Here is a 22,245-nt window from a genome sequence, read left to right on the forward strand (position 1 = left end):
ATTCTTTATTAGATTTTATCGTCAATGATTTCACCTGCTTTAATCAGTTAGCGCCTTAGTATTTTGCATAAGGCGCTGTAGGATCCAAGTCTGACCACATAATAAGAGCGTCTTCTTGGTTATCGGAATAATAGCCTTTGCGCACGCCTTGCGAAGTAAAGCCGAATTTAGCGTACAATCGCTGGGCGACATGGTTCGAGACGCGAACCTCAAGCGTCATACGCAGCATGCCAAGCGAATGCGCCAGTTGGACGAGCTCTTGAAGCAAACGCTCGCCAAGCCGCTGTCCGCGATAATCCGGATGCACTGCAATATTTGTAATATGTGCTTCATCTAATACCGTCCACATACCTGCGTAGCCAATGATGCGCTCGCCTGTGGTCATCACAATGTATTTGGCAAATAAATTATTCGTCATCTCATTACGAAAGGCATCCTGCGTCCATGGCAGCGTAAATGAAGCATGCTCAACAGCAAGCACACCTGAAATATCATCAAGCGTCATCCGGCGAAATTGAACATCTTGAGCTTGTTCTGGCTGAGTCATGTGAACATGACCAGACTCCTTCTGACCAGCGTGTTGTGTCGACGAAAAGGATCCTTCCTTCTGTTCCTCAGCTTGTCCCATTCGAAGTACGCTCCTTTACAATTGTTGTATAGCCTTGGCTGCCGCCTGCTCTTTCGCAAGCAGCTTCGCTTCCGCCTCCGTCAATTGCGTGTAGTTCGGCTCCAATCGGTGTGTATCACCGAATTGCCCTTGATGAAATGCCTCCAACCCGATTCGGCCAATCCAATGCGCCTTCATTGTGCAAGACAACGCCTGGATGCGATCTCCGAATTGTTGCTGCAGCGCAGCAATACGTTCCATATGAGGCTCAATTTCTCCAACAAACCATACGCGTTCGGGAATATCAGCCGTTTCGGCATTTTCTGATCCAAGTGCATGAGTTACCTCTTCTGCAACTTGGCTAAATAATCGAATGCCATCCTCATGCACGCGATTGCCGAGCTGCGCATCCTTCTTCGAAGCTTGTCCAAAAGCTCCTGCTCCTGGTTCTACTTCGACAGCGCCTGTCGTTGTTCCTGTTCCAAAACGAGCCGTATATACTTGCCCTCTCCGAGCATCTATTAACGGGTACACCCAGTCTTGACCGATATTCAATGTACTCCTCGAAGAAAAATGTTCACGTGCCGTCTCCAATCCGCTAAGCGCTAGCGCATGTAAGCTTGATACGCCTACAACAGGCTTGCCCCACGCCCAAGCGATCGTCTTAGCCGCTGTAACGGAAATCCGCACCCCTGTATAAGAACCTGGACCGATCCCAACAGCAAGTAGAGACACATCGCAATTGTTCCAGCCTCGCTCTTGCAGCATGGATTGGATTGCCGGCACCAGTTTCAAAGAGTGATTCCGCTCCGCTTGAGACTCCATGTGAGCTGCTGTTTGTTGACCATGAAGAAGCGCTAGAGCCATAGATGAAGTAGATGTGTCTAACGCTAACACCTTGTCCTGCTCATGTTGTACTGCCATGATTTATACTCCCATCCGTTTCAATTCATTCACCCATGATACATACGGTTCACCGTACGCGGTCAATCGAATGATACGCTCTTGCTCCCCTTCTGACTGAATGAACAAGTGCAAATGCTGCGGCGGTAAAATCGGGGTAATTATGCTTGACCATTCCACCAATGATACACCCTCGCCATAGAAATATTCATCTAGGCCAAGCTCATCTGCCTCCGCCATTGATATCCGATACACATCCATATGATATAGAGGCAATTTTCCGCCTTCGTATTCCTTAATAATTGTAAAGGTCGGGCTGTTGACGACTTCCGTAATGCCCAGTGCCTTCGCTACAGCCTGTGAGAACCTCGTCTTGCCTGCACCCAAGTCCCCATCAAGTGCGATAACAGTCCCCGCAGTGAACCGTTCAGCCAGCCGGGAAGCAAGCCGTTCCGTATCTGCTTCACTGCTTGAACGGAAGGCGAATTCCGCAATTTGATTCATATAGAGCCTCCATCACGATACATGTAGTAACTAAGTTATCATTATATCATAAATTTCTTATCTCCAACCGCGAACCGCCTTTTGGCAGCCTATGCGATTATCGTGCACGCTCATTGCAGTTGGATCGAAGGCATCAATCATTCACGCTGTTATGCTGTTATATAGAAAAAGACACCTGCTGCCGCAGGCGCCTCCATCATCCTCGAACGATTGTCCATTTATTGTATTCAAAGAACGCTAGTGTTTCTTTTCCTCAACTAAACGATCTACGGATACGGTTTGTGTATTCAAGGGATTCGTACCGACCTGCACCGTAGCCATACTGTTGGCCACATCCACGCTTTCAATCCATACAGATTGCTCCCCATCCAAACGAACGGGCACTGTATCCTTCATCTCCAATATTTGCTTTGCACGGTTGGCATCCATCATCATGCTCCATCCTCCTTCACATTCCATGCCGCAGGCGGCACACTAGCCAAACAGCTGCCTTCTGTTAAGATGGCTCAATTCTTCCTATTTCATGCATGACACACAATGGGTAACGCTTATGCATCTGTCACATACTGAGATCAGAAATTCATCATCCATATGTCATACCTACAATCGAACATCATGGAACACGATGCAAAGGAGGCAGAGCATGCATACGGTATGGAAAGGCGCCATAAGCTTCGGGCTTGTACACGTCCCGGTCAAAATGCATACAGCTACCGAGGATAAGGATATATCCATGCGGATGATTCATAAGGAATGCGGTAGTCCGTTATCCTACGTCCGAACGTGTCCGGTCTGCGACAAAGAAGTAGCCTGGGACGAAATCATCAAGGGATACGAGTATGAGAAAGGAAGATATGTGCTGTTCGACAAAGAGGAGTTGGAACAGCTTCAAGAAGAAGCCAATCGTGCGATATCCATTATTGATTTCGTGGACTTGCAGGAAATTGACCCTGTGTATTATCAAAAAACCTACTACCTCTCCCCTGATCAAGCAGGGGCGAATGCATACCAGCTCCTTAGAGAAGCGCTTAATGAGACGGGGAAAATCGGAATCGCCAAGGTGACCCTTCGAGCCAAAAGCAGTCTTGCAGCGATCCGAGTACTAAACAATTGCCTCGTTATGGAAACCATGTTCTATCCCGATGAAATTCGGTCTTCTTCCCAAGTTCCGAATGTCCCTGAGCAGGTAAAGGTTAATCCGAAGGAGCTCGAAATGGCCAAGCTCCTCATTAGCCAGCTTTCAACCGCTTTCGAGCCTGAAAAATATACCGATGAATATCGGGAGCGTTTACTGGAGCGCATCGGGCAAAAAATTGCAGGAGAGGAAGTTCGCACCGCCCCAGCGGCCCAGCCTACAGCCAATGTCGTTGATTTAATGGCCGCCCTGCAGGCAAGCATTGACGCCATGAAATCTCCTGCACCGATCAGCACCGATACAGGTCATATCCAGACAGCTGCGGAAGAAGCGGCGCCCCGTAAGCGGAGAACAAAACGGAAGCCAGCCGCGGCTCCAGAAGAAACAGCAGTTCAATCCGGTGGACTTGCAGCAGCAGAAGAGACTGCAACTGTTGATGACGCTCCTCGCGGTAGACGCAAGGCACGCAGCACCGCAGCACGTGTTCCTACAAAGCAGGCAGCTAGCGGCGAGGGGACGGAGCCAACAACAAAGCGGCGCAAAAGTACAAAGAAGTCTGCTGACGGTGAGAAATCATAGTGAAGAAGCAGAGTTCGTACGATGTCACTGCAGAGTTTCGTTCTGAGGTCTATCGTCTACCCTCACCTCCTATGTCTCCACTGCTGTCATCCTATATTCCTACAGGAAGTGACTGGACGCATCAGCTTAAATGGGACGGTGTGCGCATTTTGGCATTTTGTTCAGCAGGCAAGGTGGAGCTTTACTCGAAGCGGCTGCTGAACAAAACGAGCATCTATCCGGAAATTACGGAGATGCTTACTCAATGGTCAATTAAGAATCAACTTTCCGTTCTATTGGATGGAGAAGTCGTTGTTCTGGATCCGAAGTCACTGCGTCCGTCCTTTCCGCTTGCGCTTCAGCGGGAACGAACAAGAACAGCGGGAAACGGCCAATTACTGCAAGCTATTTATGTTCTCTTTGATTTACTCGCGCTAAATGGCGAAAACATTCGAGCACTGCCCTACTCTGAACGTTATCAGTTGCTTGCCAATCTGCCTAAGCCTCCTGCAGAACGTTGTTTCGTAACCGATTGCTTCCATGATGGAGAGGCTTTATGGAAATGGATAAACGAGCATGAATGGGAGGGAGTAGTCAGCAAGCGACTGGCCTCTCCATATATAGAGGGAAAACAGCATCGGGATTGGACGAAAAGAAAAAAGGATATCCAGTTGGAAGCCCTGACTATCGGCTATATACGCAAAGATAATCGCCCCTCAAGTATCATTTTGGCAGATGCAAAGGGACAATATATGGGGAGAGCCTCAATTGGATTGGACGAGGTTCGCAGACAGCTTCTCGCAGCTTGGGCCAACAAGCATCCAGCCGTCCAGCCTATCGCACAAGGACTCCCTTCTACCCTATATAAGGAGCACATTATCTGGTACCACCATCCGATTCCCTGTCTCATCGGTGCGCTCGAATATACGGATACAGGCTTACTGCGCCACCCGCGCATTTTAACACTGCCATTGCTTGAATCCTGAGCATTGTTCAAACCACGGCAGATTGTTGTCTCAAATCATGTAAATCGATAAAAAAGCAATGTCCCCTGCTTTCGTGCCATTAAAAGGTGTTGCCTATTCTTAAATCGGTGAATGAAGCTAAGGGGAGCTTATCATTATCGCGATCATCAGGAGGCTGAACAAATTGGGAAAATCGAGGGGGAACACCGGTAGGGCACATACATCCTCTGCAACATTGGATATCGGCGGACATCAAGTTAACATCACGAATCCAGATAAAATACTGTTCCCTGAAATGGGAATAACGAAGGGGCGCTTTATGCAGGAACTCATTCGGCTAAGCCCTTATTTGCTCCCTGCTTGTTCAGGAAGGTTTTTGACTACAATTCGTTATCCGGACGGTGTAAACGGCAAGTTCTTTTATCAAAAAAATGCACCTGAACCGACTCCGCCCTTTGTTCGCACTGCTCTATCCGAGGGCATTTCCTATGTAGTGCTGAATGATATTGCCACACTGCTCTGGCTGGGAAATCTCGCTTGCATCGAATATCATCCCTCCTTGCACAAGGTAGATGATCCGTTGCCATCGGAATGGATTATTGATCTCGATCCTTCCGTTGAGGAAGAGCCCCGCATTATGGAGGCTGCTGTGCTTGTAGGCGAAATGCTGGCGCAGCTAGGACTTCGCTCTGTACCCAAGACTTCCGGCGCAACTGGGGTGCAAATTGTGATTCCAATTGAACACGGACCAACCTTCACCCAATTGAAAGAGCTTGGACATGTGGTAGCTGCTTATTTATGCGAACGGAATCCAGGACTCTTCACAATTGAGCGGTTCAAAAAACATCGCGGCACCAACATCTATATTGATTACATGCAGCACGACAAGGGACGGACAATCGCAGCGCCATACACCCCGCGCGCAACACGGTACGCCTCAGTTTCCATGCCGCTGACATGGGAGGAGGTAAGGCTCGATCCGAAGCCGCGCGATTTCCACTTGCTAAATGCCGTTGATCGCCTGAACACAACAGGCGATCTTATTCAGCTTGAGCCCAAACAACGCATTGAACCCGTCCTTGCTGCCCTATCGAATCAAATTGCTGCTCTACAAAAGCGGAGATAGCAGCCGGGCCAATGCCTCGGCTGCCCGCTGCCCGCGAGATCGATGGACAAATTTGGAATAATCAATTTCAACGCTATCGTCAAAGTCACGGTAAAAATCCTGTTCCAAGCGATCAATTGCCTGCTTGTCGAACAGTACCGCATTTAACTCAAAGTTACTAAAGAAACTGCGCATATCCAGATTAGCGGTTCCAACCGAAGCTAATGCTCTATCCATAATGAATGCCTTCGCATGGGCAAAGCCTTTCTGATATTGATAGAACCGAACCCCAGATTGCATAAGCTCCTCCACGTAGGATAATGAACCCCAATCAACGATGCGGGAATCCGATTTTCCAGGAATAATAATGCGTACATCGATGCCGCTCACTGCTGCGGTCTTGAGCGCAAGTCGTATGCTTGTATCAGGGATAAAATAAGGGGTAATGATCCATATCCGTTCCCTTGCAGAGCTTACTGCCCCGAAGAACAACTCTTGAATCGCATCCCAGCTTGCATCTGGCCCGCTCGAAATCATTTTCACCTGCTCACGGCCTTGGCAGACATGCTCTGGAAACAGATCCTTCCGATCAGAAGGAGGCTCCTTTACAAAGGACCAATCGTGCAAAAATACGGCCTGCAGCGCATAGACTCCGTCCCCTTCCACACACAAATGCGTATCTCGCCAAAATCCCAGCTTGTGGTTCAGTCCCAAGTAATCGTCACCGATATTAATTCCGCCAACGAAACCAATCGCCCCGTCAATCACGACAATTTTACGATGATTCCGATAATTGAGCCTGCGCCGGAAAAAGGATACCCATACAGGAAGGAACCAATGGAATTCTACGCCTGCTTGCTGAAGCTTGCGAACATATTTGCGGCGCAGCTCGATGCTCCCCACCCCGTCCGCAATGATGCGAACCTTGACGCCTTCTTTCGCCTTGGCAATGAGTGCCTCTTGGAACTTCGTGCCGATGGCGTCATCCCGTATAATATAAAATTCCATATGTATATGACGCTTTGCCCCACGAATTGCTGCCAGCATAGACTCGAAAGCAGCCTGTCCATTCGTTAGCACCTCCGCCGTATTGCAGCCTGTTATCGGACTTGCCGACAGGGATGATATTAGTGAAAACAAGCGCTCATGCTGAAGCATTTCGGGATTGTTCAATTCTTGAACATGATGGATCACGCTAATCTCAGGCAGTTCGCTTCTATTGACGTATTCCCCCCACGTTTCATGCTTGCGCACACGTCTTCGAGCTGTATATTCCTGTGCAAGGAAGTAATACATTACGAAGCCAATTAAAGGGAAACAAAACAGTATTAAGAGCCAGGCAAGCGCCTTAGACGGATGCTTGTATTCTGAGAGCACAATCGTCACAATTTGGAATAAATAAACAAGCAATATAACGACGATCCATATCATGAATGCGTGTAACCTCCATAATGTGACCTCTTCTATTTATATCATAATTCATTGCAATACCCATTGTTAGGTTGTTGACGTAGACTGCACCGCGCTTTTCCTCCGTTCACTCTTGTACAAATACCGCGCTCCATGTACAGTAAATATTACCACCCCAACACTAGCTACGGAGGATCATTCGATCATGAACCGCAGAATTCGATTGCGCGTGCTTGCACTAGGTATGATCATGGTATTTGTCTTTCTCGTCTTAATCATACGCACGTTCTGGATTCAAGTTATCAACTATGATTTCTATATGGAGCACAATGTAAAGACATGGGCACGCAGCGAAGTGCTTCTGGCCAAGCGAGGCACGATTTATGATCGGAATCACAAGCCGCTTGCCCTTGAAGCTTCTGCCTATAACTTAGTCGTATTTCCACAGGAAATCGAAAAATTGAAGCAGCAGGTTCGTGTAGCTGACGGACTGCATCAATTAATAGGAAAGCCTGTCCCGGAGCTTAATGATTTGATCAGTCGAACGAAGCAGCGTCAGGTCGAAGTACGTACGGAAGGCTGGCTCATGGACTATTCGAAGCTCGATGAATTTCGTAATCTTTTCGGGAAAGAGCTGGATTACGGCGATTGGCTTCATTTTCCTGATTATGGGATTGGATTATTGAAATCCTCTAAACGATACTACCCCTATAATCAACTCGCAGCCCATGTACTTGGTTATATTAATAAAGAAGGACAAGCTGTATCCGGCATAGAAGGCAAATTCGATAACCAGTTGCAAGGCGTTAACGGTCAGGCCGCATTTCTTAGAGATAATCGCGGCAACCCCATTGCACTGTCAAGCAGTTCAATTACCCCGCCTATTGACGGGCAATCGGTTACCCTTACGATCGATATTGAAATCCAGCGCTTCGTTGACGAGGCCATGAATCGCGTCATGAAGCAATGGCAGCCTGCTAGGGCAATGGCTGTCGTCATGGATCCGCACACGATGGAAGTGCTAGCTATGTCCTCAAAGCCCGATTTCAATCCGAATCGGTACTGGAATATACCCAATATTGGCGCGCTGACGAACAACACCTTGCATTTCGGATACGAGCCTGGTTCGACATTCAAAATCGTTACGCTAGCCGCAGCAATTGAAGAAGGTGTATTCCGGCCAGAGGATACGTTTGTCTCTGGCTTCATTAAGGTTCCCGGCAACATCATTCATGATGTAAAGCGCGATGGCTGGGGAACGATCAGCTATCAGCAGGGATTGGAGAAATCAAGTAACGTCGCCTTCGTCAAGCTCGGACTAGAGAAGCTCGGTAAGGAGAAGCTGTTCAACTATATCGACCGCTTCGGATTCACACATCCAACAGGCATTGAGCTAAATGGAGAGGCAGCGCCGCTTATCCGTTTCGAACGTCCCTCCGAGGTGGCAACCGCGACATTCGGGCAAGGCGGTGTACGCGTAAATACAATTCAGCTCGCTGCTGCTTATGCAAGCATTGCAAATGGCGGGAAATGGTTGCAAACGCGTATTGTGAAGGAAGCCCCCACTTCTCCCAAAACTTCAGAGCACCAAGTCGTTACCCCTGCAACAGCGAAGGAAGTCACAGAACGCTTAGAGCAGGTTATTCTGAAAGGTACGGGTAAGCCAGCCATTATTGACGGTTATCGGGTAGCCGGCAAAACCGGTACTGCACAAAAACCAGCCAAACGCGGTTACAAAAAAGGGAATTGGCTGATTTCATTCGTTGGCTACGCGCCTGCCGATAATCCGAAGGCTGTTGTAGCCATTGTCGTAGATGAGCCGGATCTTGGAGGCGATTTCACATTAGGCGGTCAGGTAGCTATGCCAGCCTTCCGTTCTATCATGCTCAGTACGCTTCAATATATGGGAATTAAGCCCGATCCAAATTTGCTCGCTTCGAACGCAGGAGCTTCAAAAACTTCAGTAAAGAACAGCAGCAAAGTAGATGCGAAGAATACGGCTATCGTAGGCAATTATGTTTTGAAGCCAGTAAAAGAATCAGCAGAGGCAATAAAGGATAAGCGTCTGCAGCCCGTTATTCTTGGGAAAGGAACAAAGGTGCTTGAACAATTCCCTCAGCAAGGCGAAGAACGGTATGAACAGCAGCCTGTCTATTTGCTGACTAGCCAGGAGAAAGATATTCCTCTCCCTTCACTAACCGGACAGTCTCTGCGCGATGCGCTGACAATCTGCCAACTGCTTGATCGCAAAACCACCATTATTGGGGAAGGTTATGTTGCCAAGCAAGTAGAAAATACCGCTGGCGGACAACGTTCTGTCACACTCTATCTGCAGTCTGGAAGCTATCGCAATCAACAGCAAGGGTCTACTTCCTCTTTAAATTCGGCTTCAAACGAAGGAAGAGAATGAGTGCCACACCCACGAAAAAAGGTATGTTTTGAGGAATCATTGAATAGAGTTCAATAGACAACTTTCTTACCAAACCTATGAATGGTGAACAATCTATGGGTTCCCATTTCGGGGTATGTGCTTTGAAGACGCAACTTAAGTCGAGGTGATAGGATGAAACGGCATTGGTGGAATGGATCGATGACACTGCTTGTCATTCGTGATGCAGATCAGGCAGTGAAGCAGGTCAATGTATCGAAGATGCTTGTTGTCTCCGTCCCGATTGCAGCAATCATGTCGATAACTGGACTCTTTATGGCTATGCAATGGAAATCTACTGCACAAATTCAAGAGCTTCAGGGGCAAGTAACGACGCAGACTATGGCCTTGGATGTCACGGTTAAGGATAAGGATGAGGCCATTCGTCTTCTGAAAAATGAAGTCATTCGCTTGTCCACTCAAGCCGAATCCGTCAAAGATCAGCTTGAACAAATGAGTGCCCTGGAGAAGCAACTGCAGCAGTTCGTTGAAGGCTATATTGCACCTCCTGGCGAACAGAGGAACTCGGCCATGTTGTCCGCCCCTGCCCAGGCTCCTGCGTGGAATGAACGCAATCAGGTTGGCGGCGAAGACATCGAAGCCAACACCGATCAGATTTTACAACTGGCGAACCGTTCGCGCATCGACTTGCAGCAGATTAGTGAAATGCTGAATACGATGCAGCGCTCTGTTCCGACTACCCTCATGCAAGCGAAGAACAGGCAGACGACAATCGCGGGGACGCCGTCCATCTGGCCGACGAAGTCACGCCGCATTACTTCAAATTTCGGCTACCGCCAAGATCCTATGCATGGCCGAGCCGCATTCCATGCGGGACTCGACATCGGCGGCGAGCTGGGCGACCCCGTCTATGCCGCAGCTGACGGCAAAGTCATCGAAGCTGGATTCCAGCCGGCACGCGGTAACTACATCATTATCCGCCATGTTAATCAACTGGACACCTGGTATATGCATCTGCAGTCTATTTTGGTTGATGTGAACGACACAGTGGCCAAAGGAGATGCGATTGCCAAGCTCGGGAATACCGGGCGGAGCACAGGGCCACATCTACATTTTCAAATCGTTCAGCGCGGTGAGCCAATCGATCCCTTCCCCTACGTACGCAACGCTCTGAATGAGAATGCAAATTCGAAAAAATTACTCCCCTCTCCACTTATTCGCACCCGACGTTCAACGGAACCATTAACGTCTCTCAGCACTCGTGCCGAAACATATCCGATGCATCAAACCTAGCTTCTCATTTTGATTTAAATCAAGGAGGTTATGCAAGCATGAGCATGCTCCGTCGCTCAACACAACCGAAGCACAGTGACACATTTATTGCGCATGGGACTCAATTGGAAGGTGTGATTCGCTGCGAGGCGAACATCCGAATCGACGGCAAGTTCACGGGAGAAGTAACCTGCAGCGGAACAATAACGATTGGAGAGCATGGAGAGGCGCACTCTACGCTTACCGCTAGTCACATTGTCGTTGCAGGCAGCGTAGTTGGCGATATCCACGCCAACGGTAAGTTGGTAATTGCCTCGACTGGGCAAGTATGCGGCAATTGTCTATCCGAAGTGTTATTAATCGAGGAAGGCGGGATGTTAAACGGAACAAGCCTTATGGAACGTTCTTCCGGAGGTGGTGCCAATAAGAAGGACAGTAAAGGAAGTCAACAGGAAGCGGCCAAAGTATCTGAACATAAAGAAGGCGAGAAGCAAGCGGGATAACCGCTTGCTTCTCTTCAATATATAGAGGAGAAGGAGTTAACGGAGGCAAAATCCAGCCCCTGAAGGGCCGGTTACTGCTAATGAATTCACCCATAGAAACAGGGGGATAAATGGAAGCTACACGCTGGAATCGATGTATGTTCAGTGTAGCATCTGCAGTATTGCCTTATGTAATCATATGCTCAATCCCCAATTGATTGCGTAACGATTCAGCCAATTTCTTCAATTGAGCCTCCTTAGGGATAAAAAAGTAAATTCCGTTTATCATCCTGCCTTCCCCCTGCAGCACGTGCTGTTCAACTTGCTGCAATTGCGGCCTGTAATGCACCATCAACTCCTGCCAATCGTCAAATTGCAAATTCGTACGAAAATTATCCTTCAACTGTTCGAGCAAATCCATCCACCGGGAAGCCGATCCGAGTTGAGCGGATTTGCTAAGCAGCGCTTGCAGCACCTGCCGCTGCCGTTGCATACGGCCAAAATCGCCATTTGGATCCTGCTTGCGCATCCGAACATAGACCAGCGCTTCCTTCCCTTTCAATGTTACCTTCCCCTGTGGGATAGATATTCCATCTTCTATAAAAGGGTGACTGTTCTCCACTTCGATGCCGCCCAGCAAATCAATCATCGATGCAAAGCCGTTCATATTTGTCTTTACATAATAATGCACAGGCACCTTCATGAGCTGTTCCACCGTTGCCACTGTCATGGGCACCCCGCCAAATGCGTAAGCGTGATTGATTTTATCAACGGTATGATGGCCTACAATTTCCGTCCTTGTATCACGAGGAATACTAAGCAAAGACAGCGTCCCGCTGCGCGGCTGAACGAGAACGAGAGCCAGTGAGTCTGATCTTCCCTTGTCTCCTGGCCGCTCATCCGTACCAATCAGAAGCAGTGTAAAGGGGGGCTGTTCCGCTAAATTCGGCTGACGATGATCTGTCGGCGCCGTCACTGCCTGATTCTTCTTCTCTACAATAGGTGTGATGAAAGAGAAGGACTGCTGCTTCGGCAGGTTCCCTTCCATCTTGTTTGGAAGCGGCTCATACATGGCATCGGCCGCTCCCTTCAACATATGCCATATGATAAGAAGGAATGCTGCAGCAACTAAAATCAATATTCCAAGCAAGATAAGAACTACCTTGTGCCATCTTCGCAGCCGTTTATTTATCTGCATCAGCCTAGCCCCTTCCAACCATCTTTCCAGCTATCTTCAATGTGTCCCCTTGGGCAATTCCATACTTTACTTACTGCTCAGGTTGGGTATCCTTCTGCAAAAAATGCCGTAACCCCTCATTCCAATGCCTAAGAGGAGAAAATCCATTCAGTCTCAATGCTAGCGGCTCCAGCACCGAATATTTTGGTCTGCGGGCAGGTCGCGGGAACTCGGAGGTTGGCACCGCACGCACGACAGCATTCAGCCCTGCCTCCTTAATAATCGCAGCGGCAAATTCATGCCATGAGCAGCTTCCACTGTTCGTAATGTGATAGGTTCCATATTTGCTAGTGAAGAGCAGTTCAACAATCTTCTCCGCCAAATCAAGCGCATATGTTGGCGCCCCCACCTGGTCATGGACAACTTGCAGCACCTGTTCCGTACTTGCCTTCCTTATAATCGCCTTGACAAAGTTGTCTCCGTAAATGCCGAATACCCAAGAGGTGCGTATAATAAAAGCGGCTGAATGGTGATTCCGTACGAATCGCTCGCCTTCCCACTTCGAACGCCCATATACATTGATTGGTCGAACAGGATGGAATTCGTTGTACGGGCTATCACTTTTTCCATCGAACACGTAGTCTGTACTGATATATACTAGTGCGGCCCCGATACGGCTGGCCGCTACAGCCACATTGCGCGTACCAAAGGCATTCACGCGATATGCCTGATCGGGATCGGACTCGGCCATATCCACCTTCGTATATGCACCGGCGTGAATAACATGAGTCGGGCGAACTGTTTCCATCACCTTCATCACTTGTTCTTCATCCGTTACATCCATGTCACCGTGTCCATAACCGACTGCTGGAATGCCTTGGCGATGCAGCACGATCAACATTTCCATCCCGAACTGTCCGCCCGCTCCTGTAACCAGCACCTTCATATCTTCCTTGTTCATTCGGCAGCACCACCTTTATCGCGAGCATGCAAGGCTGATAACCCGCTAGGGAGCTTAGCGTCGTTCAATAACGGATGCTTGCCATCCTTCTCAGACAAGATGGGCTCATTTACAGGCCAGGCAATATGGATTGCAGGATCATTCCATGCTATGCCTCGGTCGGATGCCGCATGATAAGGAGCGTCCACCTTGTACAGCACTTCGGTGTTCGGAACAAGGGTACAGAATCCGTGTGCGAAGCCTTGAGGTATAAGGAGCTGACGATGATTGGACGCACTTAAGATGACGCCAACCCACTGTCCGAAAGTTGGTGAGCCTTGGCGAATATCCACTGCGACATCATAGATAGCCCCCGCAACGACTCGCACCAGCTTCGTTTGCGCATACGGCTCCAATTGATAGTGCAAGCCGCGAAGTGTGCCCGCTCTTACGGACAAGGAGTGGTTATCCTGCACAAACGAATAATCTACGCCTAGCTGCCTCCACTTATCGGCATGGTAGCTTTCCATAAAGAAGCCTCGTTCGTCTTCAAACACTGTCGGTTCTATTAAAAGCACTTCAGATAAAGCTGTCTGACTGACTTTCATGAACACACCCCATTCCAGAGCAATAAGGAGCCACTGAAGCGGCTCCTTGCATATTATGGCGGGCCTGCGATCTGATCATGAAGAATGGAGCTGTGAACATTGGAATTAGAACGGCGTAGTCTGTATGATCGGTGTATTGCCCTGCGCGACCATCGTTTTGCCGCTAAGAAGAGGAGAGTTGGAAACAATCGAGTTATTTTGCCAATACAGCTGTGTTGCCGCATTGTCGTACGTTCCTGGACTGTATAACAGCAATCCGGTATACATTTTCGCCGGTATTCGATCATCTGAAATGGAGTTGTTGCGTACATAGCAGGAAATGAAGGAACGATTGCCATACAATGCAATGCCAGAACTATAGCCAGAATTGCCATTATATAAGGAACCAGGATTCACAATTGTATTGCGCTCCACAATCACACCAGATTGAGGCCCGAGTATGCTCCATGATATGCCGTTCGCATAAGCGTTGCGAATAAAGTTATTTGCGATGAGGAGACCATCTACATTCGTCCCGCTTCCGTACAAGGCTAAGTCAATGCCCGCAGCATGCTGATTCGTTGTCATGTAACCGTTGCCGGGATTTACGAAATCAATTGTATTGCTTCGTATGACGATGTTACTCCATTTATATGTGCTCGGATTATAAAACTGAACGCCTGATGCCTGTTCATCCGGGACGTAGTTTCCTCCGCCTGCGGCGTGCACGCGGATATAGTTGTTCTCAATTGTTAAGTTCGAAATATTGCCGTTCACTGCCCATAAGCTCATGCCGAATATCGTATCCAGCATTTGATTGTTTGTAAGCAATGAATCTCGATTCTCTTCATTGGGATTCGTTTCTGTTGCATACAATATTCCCGTTCGATACTTCTTTATTACATTGCCCTTTACCGTCTTCGTAGTACCATGAACTTCGATCGCCGTGTTCGCCCCAGACCCAGTTGCTTCAAACTGGTTATTCGCAACCGTAGAATTGTCTCCGACAATATAAATCGCGGAAGTATCAAAGAACAGATTGGTATTCGCCCCCATCTGCAAGAAGGAACTATTCGTAACCGTTACATTGGATACCGCATTCAACATTAATGATTGGACAGCAAGGCTGTTTTTTATCGTGATAGAGTCAATTTTTACCGTTTTCCCTGTTGTCATCTGAACTTCGATTCGTGCATCCGTCGCATAATCAGGAGTACCGGTTCGCGGATTGTTCGCACTATTCGAATCAATCGTGAGACTCGTTACGGAAATATTGCTGACCGGAGCCGTATATTCAAAAATACTCTTATACGTCCCGATTTGATTAGCAACCTTAACGATGCCTTTCCCGGACAAGGATACGTTTCCATTCAACCATACAAAATTCTTCTTGGGGGTCGTCATCGTTCCGAGGATGTAGTAACGTCCTTCCGAAAAGATCACGGTCCCTCCCTTTGACAACTGGCCGGCGAAATTAACTGCCGCTTGAATGGAAGGACGGTCGTCAGCAACAGCATCGCCTTTTGCCCCAAACCACTCTGGATATACATGTTTCACATTTTTAGCCTGGCCGACTGCGGTTCCTGTACCGCTGAATATTTGGTATAAGCCTGCTTTGAGCGAGCCATCTACGCGAAGAATAACTCCTGTGCTGGTCAGTATGCGGGCATTTTCACCAAATACAAGGGTTGTATTCTCACCGAAGCTTAAGCTGCTCTTCAACACATACGTGCCCGTCGGGAAGTAAATCGACCCTGTCAGCTTACTCGCATTAACTAATGCCTCTGTATCATCCTTTACTCCGTCACCGACTGCACCGAACTTCTTCACACTAACGCCTTGCGCCTTTGGTGTTTGCGGCGTTGGATTAGCAGCTGCCAATACACTCGTCGTCTGGGCGCTGCCCACCACAAAGAATGACGAGAATACTAGCATGCATGCTATGAGCGCAAACCTCCACTTCCAAATGCGCGTTGATGTCCTCTGCATTGCACACCCCTTCTTCTAAGCATCTGGATTCTCTATTAATTTGAAATAGAGTTTATGCTTCCTCTATCGTATGCACGAGTAAGCCAAATGGAATTAGTTGATTAGCCTTTCACAAGTAGTTACCCAATGCTCCGTATGCTGTACGAAGGAAGCATGCTCTTCAGTGAAGGATGTCGGTATGCAGGAAAATAATCCTCGGGGACTGAACTGGGGAGCATGCGAAGTAATGCATCATAGATTTCGTGGTTTATAATTCTTCGACCAATATAAAAATCGGTACTGCTTCGCGCGTTAAAATTTTGCTTAAATCGAAACAGCCCGTCATTGCCCGTATAACCGCCGCCTAAATGAAGCTTCTTGCAGCCTTGGGCAGCCGCCCATGCAGCAGCTTCATGAATGAGCAGATTGACTGGCGAGTCCCGCAGCTTGTCGCGATCAGATCCCATGAGATGATAGTGGGCATAGTCTCCCTTGTATAAAAATAGACTCGACGCAACAACGCCCTCTTCATCGCGAACTTCCATCAAGGTATAGTTTCCTTGCAAATAACGTACGGTATTATAGAAAAAATCATCATTGAAATAATAGTAGGACAGGGCTTGCTTCTTATCCATTGTAGCCTTGTACAGACTTATGAATTTTTCCAGACCTTCCTCTCCTGCTGTTGTGACGGTAAATCCCTTTCTGAGCGCATGTCTGATGCGATTGCGATTTCCCTTCGTATAAGCTGCAATACGCTCCTCTTCCGGTTGTGTTAGATCCATGCATATCGTATTGCGAATCCACTGCGGGGATACGGATGTATAATCGTTCCACCCTTCCAGCAGCGGATGGAATCGAACGAATTCCGTAATAATATGCTGTTCTCGGCAGCATCTCTCGAACTCTTGATCAAAGGCTTGAAATAATCGTGCTCGCTTCTGGGGCTCTGTGGCATTGCATAGTGGACCTCCATAACCATAAGCTGTCGAAATATCGTAGAGTGGGTTATCCCATCCTTGCGCCTGCAGCCACGGCAATTCTGTAATGGTCCTCATGAGATACGGATAGCATATCATTCCATCATCGTCTTCATAGACGAATAGAATCGCCTTCCCATCGCCATTATATTCATAGATTCTCAGATAGTCCGCTAAATAATACACATCTGCACAAGGCATCTGACGTATGATTTGATTCCATTCGTCTGCTTGAGAGAGATCATAGCAACGTACATTCATGACCGTTCATTCCCTTCGTTATCATGCAATAAGCCGATTCAAAAATTCGAAGAAGCTACGCCATTTCCAAAATTAGTTGTCGCTCCCGCTCGCAACCTGCAAGGTGACATCGCCATATGGTGTTTTTATGTAGGCAGGGGTATGGCCTGGGAAATGGAAAGCACGAACCGTGTTCCATAGCTCGTTCGGATTTGCCCCCTGCTTAATTTCTTTATAGTTCTGAATCTGATTCTTGTAATATGTCTTGACACTGATCCCCAGTTCCTTCGCTACTTCGGTCTGAGGACAAGAAGGAGCTGTCCCCTCCACAATTGAGGGCAGCCATTGCCTGATCAGCTCCAGACCCAATTCATTGGCTCGGCAAAACAAATCATATGCCGTATGGTGCGGCTCGATCGGAAACCTCCGCACATCAATAATGTTGCCAGAGTCAATGCCATCGTCCATCCAATGTAAGCTCGTACCGAACTGCTGCCGATTCTCTAGAATAGCCATGATGTTACACATAGCTCCGCGCATTTCGGGAAGGGGAGCTCCGTGTAAGTTCACGACGCCATATCGGAATCTTGCAATATGCTCGCTGCGCAGCAGCTCATGAAATCGAACACTAAGACCGATATCGGCTTCGAGACGCAGTATATCGTCCAATGTCAGCAGTGGAATGCCAAGTGTCGGCGCCACTTGCTGCATATCCTCGTCTCCGATGGCTGCGCGCCATGCGGACATCGGGGCACGGCTGCACACAACACCTATAATATGTACATCCTCCCTTGCCATCAGCCAGCGCAAGCATTGAACTGATACCCCAATGCTTCCAAAAATAATAAGCCTCTTTTTCAATCTATCTTCCAATGCGAATCCCCCTTTCAGCGACTATCCGCTTATTTTGCGTTCCACATCCAGATCCGGCTCTGCCGAGCTCGTGCAAACCGCGACATCCTTTCTCAACAGCACAATTCGGATTGTCTTCAACAGAATAATGATATCCAGCCAGATGCTCCAGTGCTCTACATACTGCACATCCAATTGGAACCTTTCTTGGAACGGCAAATAGTTTCGCCCAGACACCTGAGCAAGTCCCGTTATCCCTGGACGAACGAGAAATCTCTTTTTCTCCCAATCCGCGTAATACGGATTGTATTTCATAAGCAATGGACGGGGACCAATCAGGCTCATCTCCCCACGCAGCACATTACATAATTGCGGAAGCTCATCAAGACTTGTCTTGCGCAGCCACAATCCGAAAGGCGTCAATCGCTGAGCGTCTGGAAGCAGCTCTCCATTGCTGTCTCTAGCATCTGTCATCGTGCGGAACTTCCATAAATGAAAGGGCTGCATATTCAGCCCTGGCCGCTGCTGCTTAAATAGTACGGGCGAGCCCAGCTTCGTCTTTACCAACATAGCAACGATGAGCATGACAGGGCATAGTAAGGTAATAAGAATCAGTGAAGCCACAATATCCAGTAATCGCTTCATGAATATTTCTTCTCCTCTGTACGGTGCGAATGGTTTCTTCGCTAGGATTTGAGTTCAGCATAATTACCCTGCAGAATGTGAACGACAGCCTCAATTACACGCTGCTGATCAGCTTCAAGCAAGTCTGCTCCGGAAGGCAGACAAACCCCCTCTACGAATAGACGTTCGGACACAGATTCATCTTCTTGATGGGGATAATAGCGGCAATCCGCGAACAACGGCTGCAGATGGAGCGGCTTCCATACGACCCGTGATTCAATCTGTTGCTCAGATAATTGCTTCACGACATCAGCAGCTGTGATCCCTGTATTTGCATCAATGGTAAGCGCTGTTAGCCAATGCGTTGACCAACCCTTTGCATGCTCCGGCATCATTGAGATCCCTGCTGCGGAGTCAAATGCTTGCTGATAACGGTGATAAATCGCCCGCCGCTTCTGAATGAATTGCTGCAAGAACGGAACCTGAGATCGGCCCATAGCGGCGGCAAGGCTGCTCATCTGGTAGTTGTAGCCCATCTCACTATGCTGATAGTGGGGCGCACGATCCTTGGCTTGCGATGCATAGAATCTTGCCTTTTGCAGTGCCTCGATGTCATCTGATACGAGCATACCGCCGCCAGCTGTCGTAATCATTTTGTTGCAGTTGAATGACAAGGCGGCAAATTGGCCGAATGACCCGCTCGGAGCATTTAAATAAGTGGCTCCTAGCGATTCCGCCGCATCTTCAATGATGGGAACCCCATACTGTAAGCACAGCTTGACGATTGGTTCATAATCCGCACTCTGTCCATACAAGTTGACAACAATGACAGCTTTCGGCAGCCGCCCTTCAGCTTCTGCCTCTAGCAAGGCGCGCTCAAGCGCGATCGGAGACATATTCCACGTCGCAGGCTCTGAATCAATGAACACAGGGGTAGCCCCTAAGTATGTGATCGGATTCGCACTGGCTACGAACGTAAGCGACGAGCAGAACACCTCATCCCCAGGCGTAACTCCGATTAATCTTAGCGCGAGATGAATGGCTGCCGTGCCCGAATTCACAGCGACACCAGCTCGTGTCCCGGTAAGATGCGCAATTTCCTGCTCGAACAGGCGGACAGTTTCACTAAAGGGAAGGATACCTTGGCTGTGCATCATTTGGCCGATCCACTGCATTTCGTAACCGCTTAAAGAGGGGGAAGAAAGGTAAATAGGCATCCCCATATCATAATCACCTTCCTTTTTGAATTTTACCGATTGCTGCTTGATTAAATGACGACTTCGTGCCTGATCATTTCTCCCCAGCTAACAGCGGGTCTGCCGATTGCAAAGTACTGAAACCCATGCTCCTCCATCTTTAATGGATTCATACAATTGCGGCCATCGACGACAAGCGGATATTTCATGAGCGCACGTATCATTTCCAGATCGGCTTGTTTAATTTCATCCCATTCTGTCACTATGATTGCTGCGTCACAGTTCGTGACAGCCGCGTACACATCGCGATGATAGTGCGGTGAATCGCCAAGATGCAGCCTCGCCTCCTGCTCGGCAATCGGGTCGTATGTATGAACAATCGCTCCCTGCCGCTCCAGGAGTGGAATAATGGTTAAGGACGGAGCTTCACGCATGTCATTTGTATTCGGCTTGAATGCTAATCCGAGCACACAGATATGTTTGCCTCTCAGCATTCCCAGTTCATGCTTCAGCCGCTCCACCACTCGCAAACGCTGCTTCTCATTGGTTTCAATTACCGCATGAAGAATCGGGAATTCGCATTCTGCATGCTTCGCCATATACCGCAGCGCATAGGTATCCTTCGGGAAGCAGGAGCCTCCATATCCGATTCCGGCCTGTAGGAATTTACCGCCGATTCGACTATCTAATCCCATTCCATGCGCTACTTCTTGAACATCGGCGCCCATCTTCTCGCATAAGTTCGCGATTGAATTAATATAAGAGATCTTCATCGCCAAAAAGGCGTTGGAAGCATACTTGATCATCTCTGCACTTTCCAGTGACGTGCGCAGCACAACGGTCCCGAAAGGCTCATGCAGGCTCTCGATCATGCGGGAAGCGTAATCGCTGTCCGAGCCAATAATCGCCCTTTCCATGTTCAAGCAATCATGAACCGCCGAGCCTTCTCGCAAAAATTCGGGGTTCGAAACAACATCGAATGTAAAATCAGCAGCGGCCTGATGTCGAATGAGATCGGCTAACATTCGCCCCGTGCCAACAGGGACTGTGCTTTTGGTGACGATGATTTTGTAGCCGCGGCTATAACGGGCAATCATGGCAGCAGCATCTCGGACATAGGTTAAGTCAGCTTCTCCACTGTCGCTCATCGGGGTGCCTACAGCGATAAAGATGACATCCGCCTGTAGGATCGCTTCCTGAGTATTGAATGTAAAGCTCAATCTCCCCGCCTCGACGGTCTCCCTGACGAGCCCATCGAGACCCGGCTCATAAATAGGAATTTCCCCTCGCTGCAGCATGGCAATCTTCTGCTCATCAATATCGCAGCACACGACACGATGACCGACATGAGCGAAGCACACCCCCGACACAAGCCCAACATACCCCGTACCCACAACGGCAATAGAACGTCCATTCATCCCGTGACAACCTCCTTACCCTTCTCCGAGCCAACTTCCTTCAGCCATTCATAACGCTCGACGATGTGATGCAAATAAGCGTATATGCTCGCTTGCAAGTCTGGACGCTGCAAAGCAAAATCAATCGTCGCTTGCAAGAAGCCCAATTTATCTCCAATATCATAGCGAATGCCTTCAAATTCATAAGCGAGCACGGTCTGTGAATCATGCAAGCGCCGAATTGCATCCGTCAGCTGAATTTCTCCGCCTGCCCCAGGAGACTGTGTAGCGAGAATATCGAAGATTTCCGGGGTCAAAATATAACGCCCCATCATCGCAAAATTAGATGGAGAATCCTGCAGCGCAGGCTTTTCAATGAAGGACTTCGCCTGCAAGACATGCGGCCCTAATAATGCCCCCGACGGCTCAACAATTCCGTACTTATGGACATCTGCATCCGCGACCCATTGAACGCCAACAACAGGCGATTGGAATTGGTCATACACCTCGATTAACTGCTTCGTACACGGAATGCTCGACTGCACAATATCATCGCCCAGCAATACTGCAAATGGTTCATTGCCAATGAAGGATCGGGCGCAATAGATCGCATGTCCAAGCCCCCGTGGTTCTTTTTGGCGAATATAGTGGATATGAGCTAATTCCGATATCGCTTGGATCTGTTCCAGTGCTCGCAGCTTTCCCTTGGAAGCTAAATTATCTTCAAGCTCGTATGTCTTATCGAAGTGATCCTCGATGGCGCGTTTGCCGCGTCCGCTAATAATTAAGATGTCTTCGATTCCAGCCGCTGTAGCCTCTTCAACGATATATTGAATCGTCGGCTTATCTACAATAGGCATCATCTCTTTAGGCTGCGCCTTGGTGGCGGGCAAGAACCGTGTTCCAAGACCTGCTGCGGGAATTATCGCCTTTCGAATTCGCATTGCTTACTCC

Annotated in this window: 21 protein-coding genes; 6 read left to right on the plus strand and 15 right to left on the minus strand. The window is 48.5% G+C overall.

Annotated features, from left to right (window positions below):
- Nucleotides 1-55: 55 nt before the first annotated feature.
- From rimI to PAV_RS00165, 4 genes are all read right to left on the minus strand, one after another.
- Nucleotides 56-547, minus strand: a complete 492-nt coding sequence (gene rimI, locus PAV_RS00150; protein WP_040735036.1) for a ribosomal protein S18-alanine N-acetyltransferase — start codon at nt 545-547, stop codon at nt 56-58.
- A gap of 96 nt (nt 548-643) precedes the next feature.
- Entirely contained in the window at nt 644-1,531 is an 888-nt protein-coding gene (tsaB, locus tag PAV_RS00155; RefSeq protein WP_005542554.1) for a tRNA (adenosine(37)-N6)-threonylcarbamoyltransferase complex dimerization subunit type 1 TsaB, read from the minus strand.
- A 3-nt stretch (nt 1,532-1,534) separates the two neighbouring features.
- On the minus strand, nt 1,535-2,014 hold the full coding sequence (gene tsaE / locus PAV_RS00160; RefSeq protein WP_005542556.1) for a tRNA (adenosine(37)-N6)-threonylcarbamoyltransferase complex ATPase subunit type 1 TsaE: 480 nt from the start codon (nt 2,012-2,014) through the stop codon (nt 1,535-1,537).
- 237 nt (nt 2,015-2,251) lie between these two features.
- On the minus strand, nt 2,252-2,443 hold the full coding sequence (locus PAV_RS00165; RefSeq protein WP_040735038.1) for an H-type small acid-soluble spore protein: 192 nt from the start codon (nt 2,441-2,443) through the stop codon (nt 2,252-2,254).
- A gap of 214 nt (nt 2,444-2,657) precedes the next feature.
- Between PAV_RS00165 and ku the strand changes: the two genes are divergently transcribed.
- From ku to ligD, 3 genes are all read left to right on the plus strand, one after another.
- Nucleotides 2,658-3,728 carry a non-homologous end joining protein Ku gene (ku, locus tag PAV_RS00170; protein WP_005542560.1) on the plus strand — a complete coding sequence of 357 codons (1,071 nt, stop codon included), beginning with the start codon at nt 2,658-2,660 and terminating at the stop codon, nt 3,726-3,728.
- Complete coding sequence (locus PAV_RS00175) at nt 3,728-4,693, plus strand: ATP-dependent DNA ligase (RefSeq protein ID WP_005542562.1); 966 nt, start codon at nt 3,728-3,730, stop codon at nt 4,691-4,693. The genes ku and PAV_RS00175 overlap by 1 nt, the downstream gene beginning before the upstream one ends.
- A gap of 163 nt (nt 4,694-4,856) precedes the next feature.
- Nucleotides 4,857-5,798, plus strand: a complete 942-nt coding sequence (gene ligD / locus PAV_RS00180; RefSeq protein ID WP_005542564.1) for a non-homologous end-joining DNA ligase — start codon at nt 4,857-4,859, stop codon at nt 5,796-5,798.
- Here the strand turns inward: ligD and cls are convergent.
- On the minus strand, nt 5,781-7,208 hold the full coding sequence (gene cls, locus PAV_RS00185; RefSeq protein WP_005542566.1) for a cardiolipin synthase: 1,428 nt from the start codon (nt 7,206-7,208) through the stop codon (nt 5,781-5,783). The genes ligD and cls overlap by 18 nt on opposite strands.
- 184 nt (nt 7,209-7,392) lie before the next feature.
- Between cls and PAV_RS00190 the strand changes: the two genes are divergently transcribed.
- The 3 genes from PAV_RS00190 to PAV_RS00200 all read left to right on the plus strand — a co-directional run bounded on the left by PAV_RS00190 (nt 7,393) and on the right by PAV_RS00200 (nt 11,351).
- Nucleotides 7,393-9,597, plus strand: a complete 2,205-nt coding sequence (locus PAV_RS00190; protein ID WP_005542567.1) for a penicillin-binding transpeptidase domain-containing protein — start codon at nt 7,393-7,395, stop codon at nt 9,595-9,597.
- A gap of 153 nt (nt 9,598-9,750) precedes the next feature.
- Nucleotides 9,751-10,869 carry a M23 family metallopeptidase gene (locus tag PAV_RS00195; RefSeq protein WP_005542570.1) on the plus strand — a complete coding sequence of 373 codons (1,119 nt, stop codon included), beginning with the start codon at nt 9,751-9,753 and terminating at the stop codon, nt 10,867-10,869.
- Between the two features lie 38 nt (nt 10,870-10,907).
- On the plus strand, nt 10,908-11,351 hold the full coding sequence (locus PAV_RS00200) for a bactofilin family protein (protein ID WP_005542573.1): 444 nt from the start codon (nt 10,908-10,910) through the stop codon (nt 11,349-11,351).
- A gap of 166 nt (nt 11,352-11,517) precedes the next feature.
- Here PAV_RS00200 and PAV_RS00205 read toward each other — a convergent pair whose 3' ends face one another.
- The 10 genes from PAV_RS00205 to galU form a co-directional block, all read right to left on the minus strand.
- The gene (locus PAV_RS00205; protein ID WP_005542574.1) at nt 11,518-12,528 is read right to left on the minus strand and encodes an LCP family glycopolymer transferase; all 1,011 of its coding nucleotides are present in this window, start codon (nt 12,526-12,528) and stop codon (nt 11,518-11,520) included.
- Between the two features lie 70 nt (nt 12,529-12,598).
- A complete protein-coding gene (gene rfbD / locus PAV_RS00210) occupies nt 12,599-13,468 on the minus strand; it encodes a dTDP-4-dehydrorhamnose reductase (RefSeq protein WP_005542576.1) in 870 nt (289 codons plus the stop codon).
- The gene (gene rfbC, locus PAV_RS00215) at nt 13,465-14,055 is read right to left on the minus strand and encodes a dTDP-4-dehydrorhamnose 3,5-epimerase (protein ID WP_040734809.1); all 591 of its coding nucleotides are present in this window, start codon (nt 14,053-14,055) and stop codon (nt 13,465-13,467) included. Before rfbC ends, rfbD begins: the two co-directional genes overlap by 4 nt.
- Nucleotides 14,056-14,160: 105 nt before the next feature.
- Nucleotides 14,161-16,023: a glycosyl hydrolase family 28-related protein gene (locus tag PAV_RS00220; protein ID WP_005542580.1), complete on the minus strand. Its 1,863-nt coding sequence runs from the start codon at nt 16,021-16,023 to the stop codon at nt 14,161-14,163.
- 119 nt (nt 16,024-16,142) lie between these two features.
- Entirely contained in the window at nt 16,143-17,243 is a 1,101-nt protein-coding gene (locus tag PAV_RS00225; RefSeq protein WP_005542582.1) for a lipid II:glycine glycyltransferase FemX, read from the minus strand.
- A gap of 72 nt (nt 17,244-17,315) precedes the next feature.
- A complete protein-coding gene (locus PAV_RS00230; protein WP_005542584.1) occupies nt 17,316-18,095 on the minus strand; it encodes a formyl transferase in 780 nt (259 codons plus the stop codon).
- Between the two features lie 21 nt (nt 18,096-18,116).
- The gene (locus tag PAV_RS00235; protein ID WP_005542585.1) at nt 18,117-18,719 is read right to left on the minus strand and encodes a sugar transferase; all 603 of its coding nucleotides are present in this window, start codon (nt 18,717-18,719) and stop codon (nt 18,117-18,119) included.
- Between the two features lie 41 nt (nt 18,720-18,760).
- Nucleotides 18,761-19,921 carry a DegT/DnrJ/EryC1/StrS family aminotransferase gene (locus tag PAV_RS00240; protein ID WP_005542587.1) on the minus strand — a complete coding sequence of 387 codons (1,161 nt, stop codon included), beginning with the start codon at nt 19,919-19,921 and terminating at the stop codon, nt 18,761-18,763.
- A gap of 44 nt (nt 19,922-19,965) precedes the next feature.
- On the minus strand, nt 19,966-21,312 hold the full coding sequence (locus PAV_RS00245; RefSeq protein ID WP_005542588.1) for a UDP-glucose dehydrogenase family protein: 1,347 nt from the start codon (nt 21,310-21,312) through the stop codon (nt 19,966-19,968).
- Nucleotides 21,309-22,235 (minus strand): UTP--glucose-1-phosphate uridylyltransferase GalU, encoded by a 927-nt coding sequence (gene galU / locus PAV_RS00250; protein WP_005542589.1) that lies wholly within the window; start codon nt 22,233-22,235, stop codon nt 21,309-21,311. The genes PAV_RS00245 and galU overlap by 4 nt, the downstream gene beginning before the upstream one ends.
- Nucleotides 22,236-22,245: the final 10 nt, after the last annotated feature.

This window comes from Paenibacillus alvei DSM 29 (assembly GCF_000293805.1).
GTDB classification, from domain to species: domain Bacteria; phylum Bacillota; class Bacilli; order Paenibacillales; family Paenibacillaceae; genus Paenibacillus_B; species Paenibacillus_B alvei.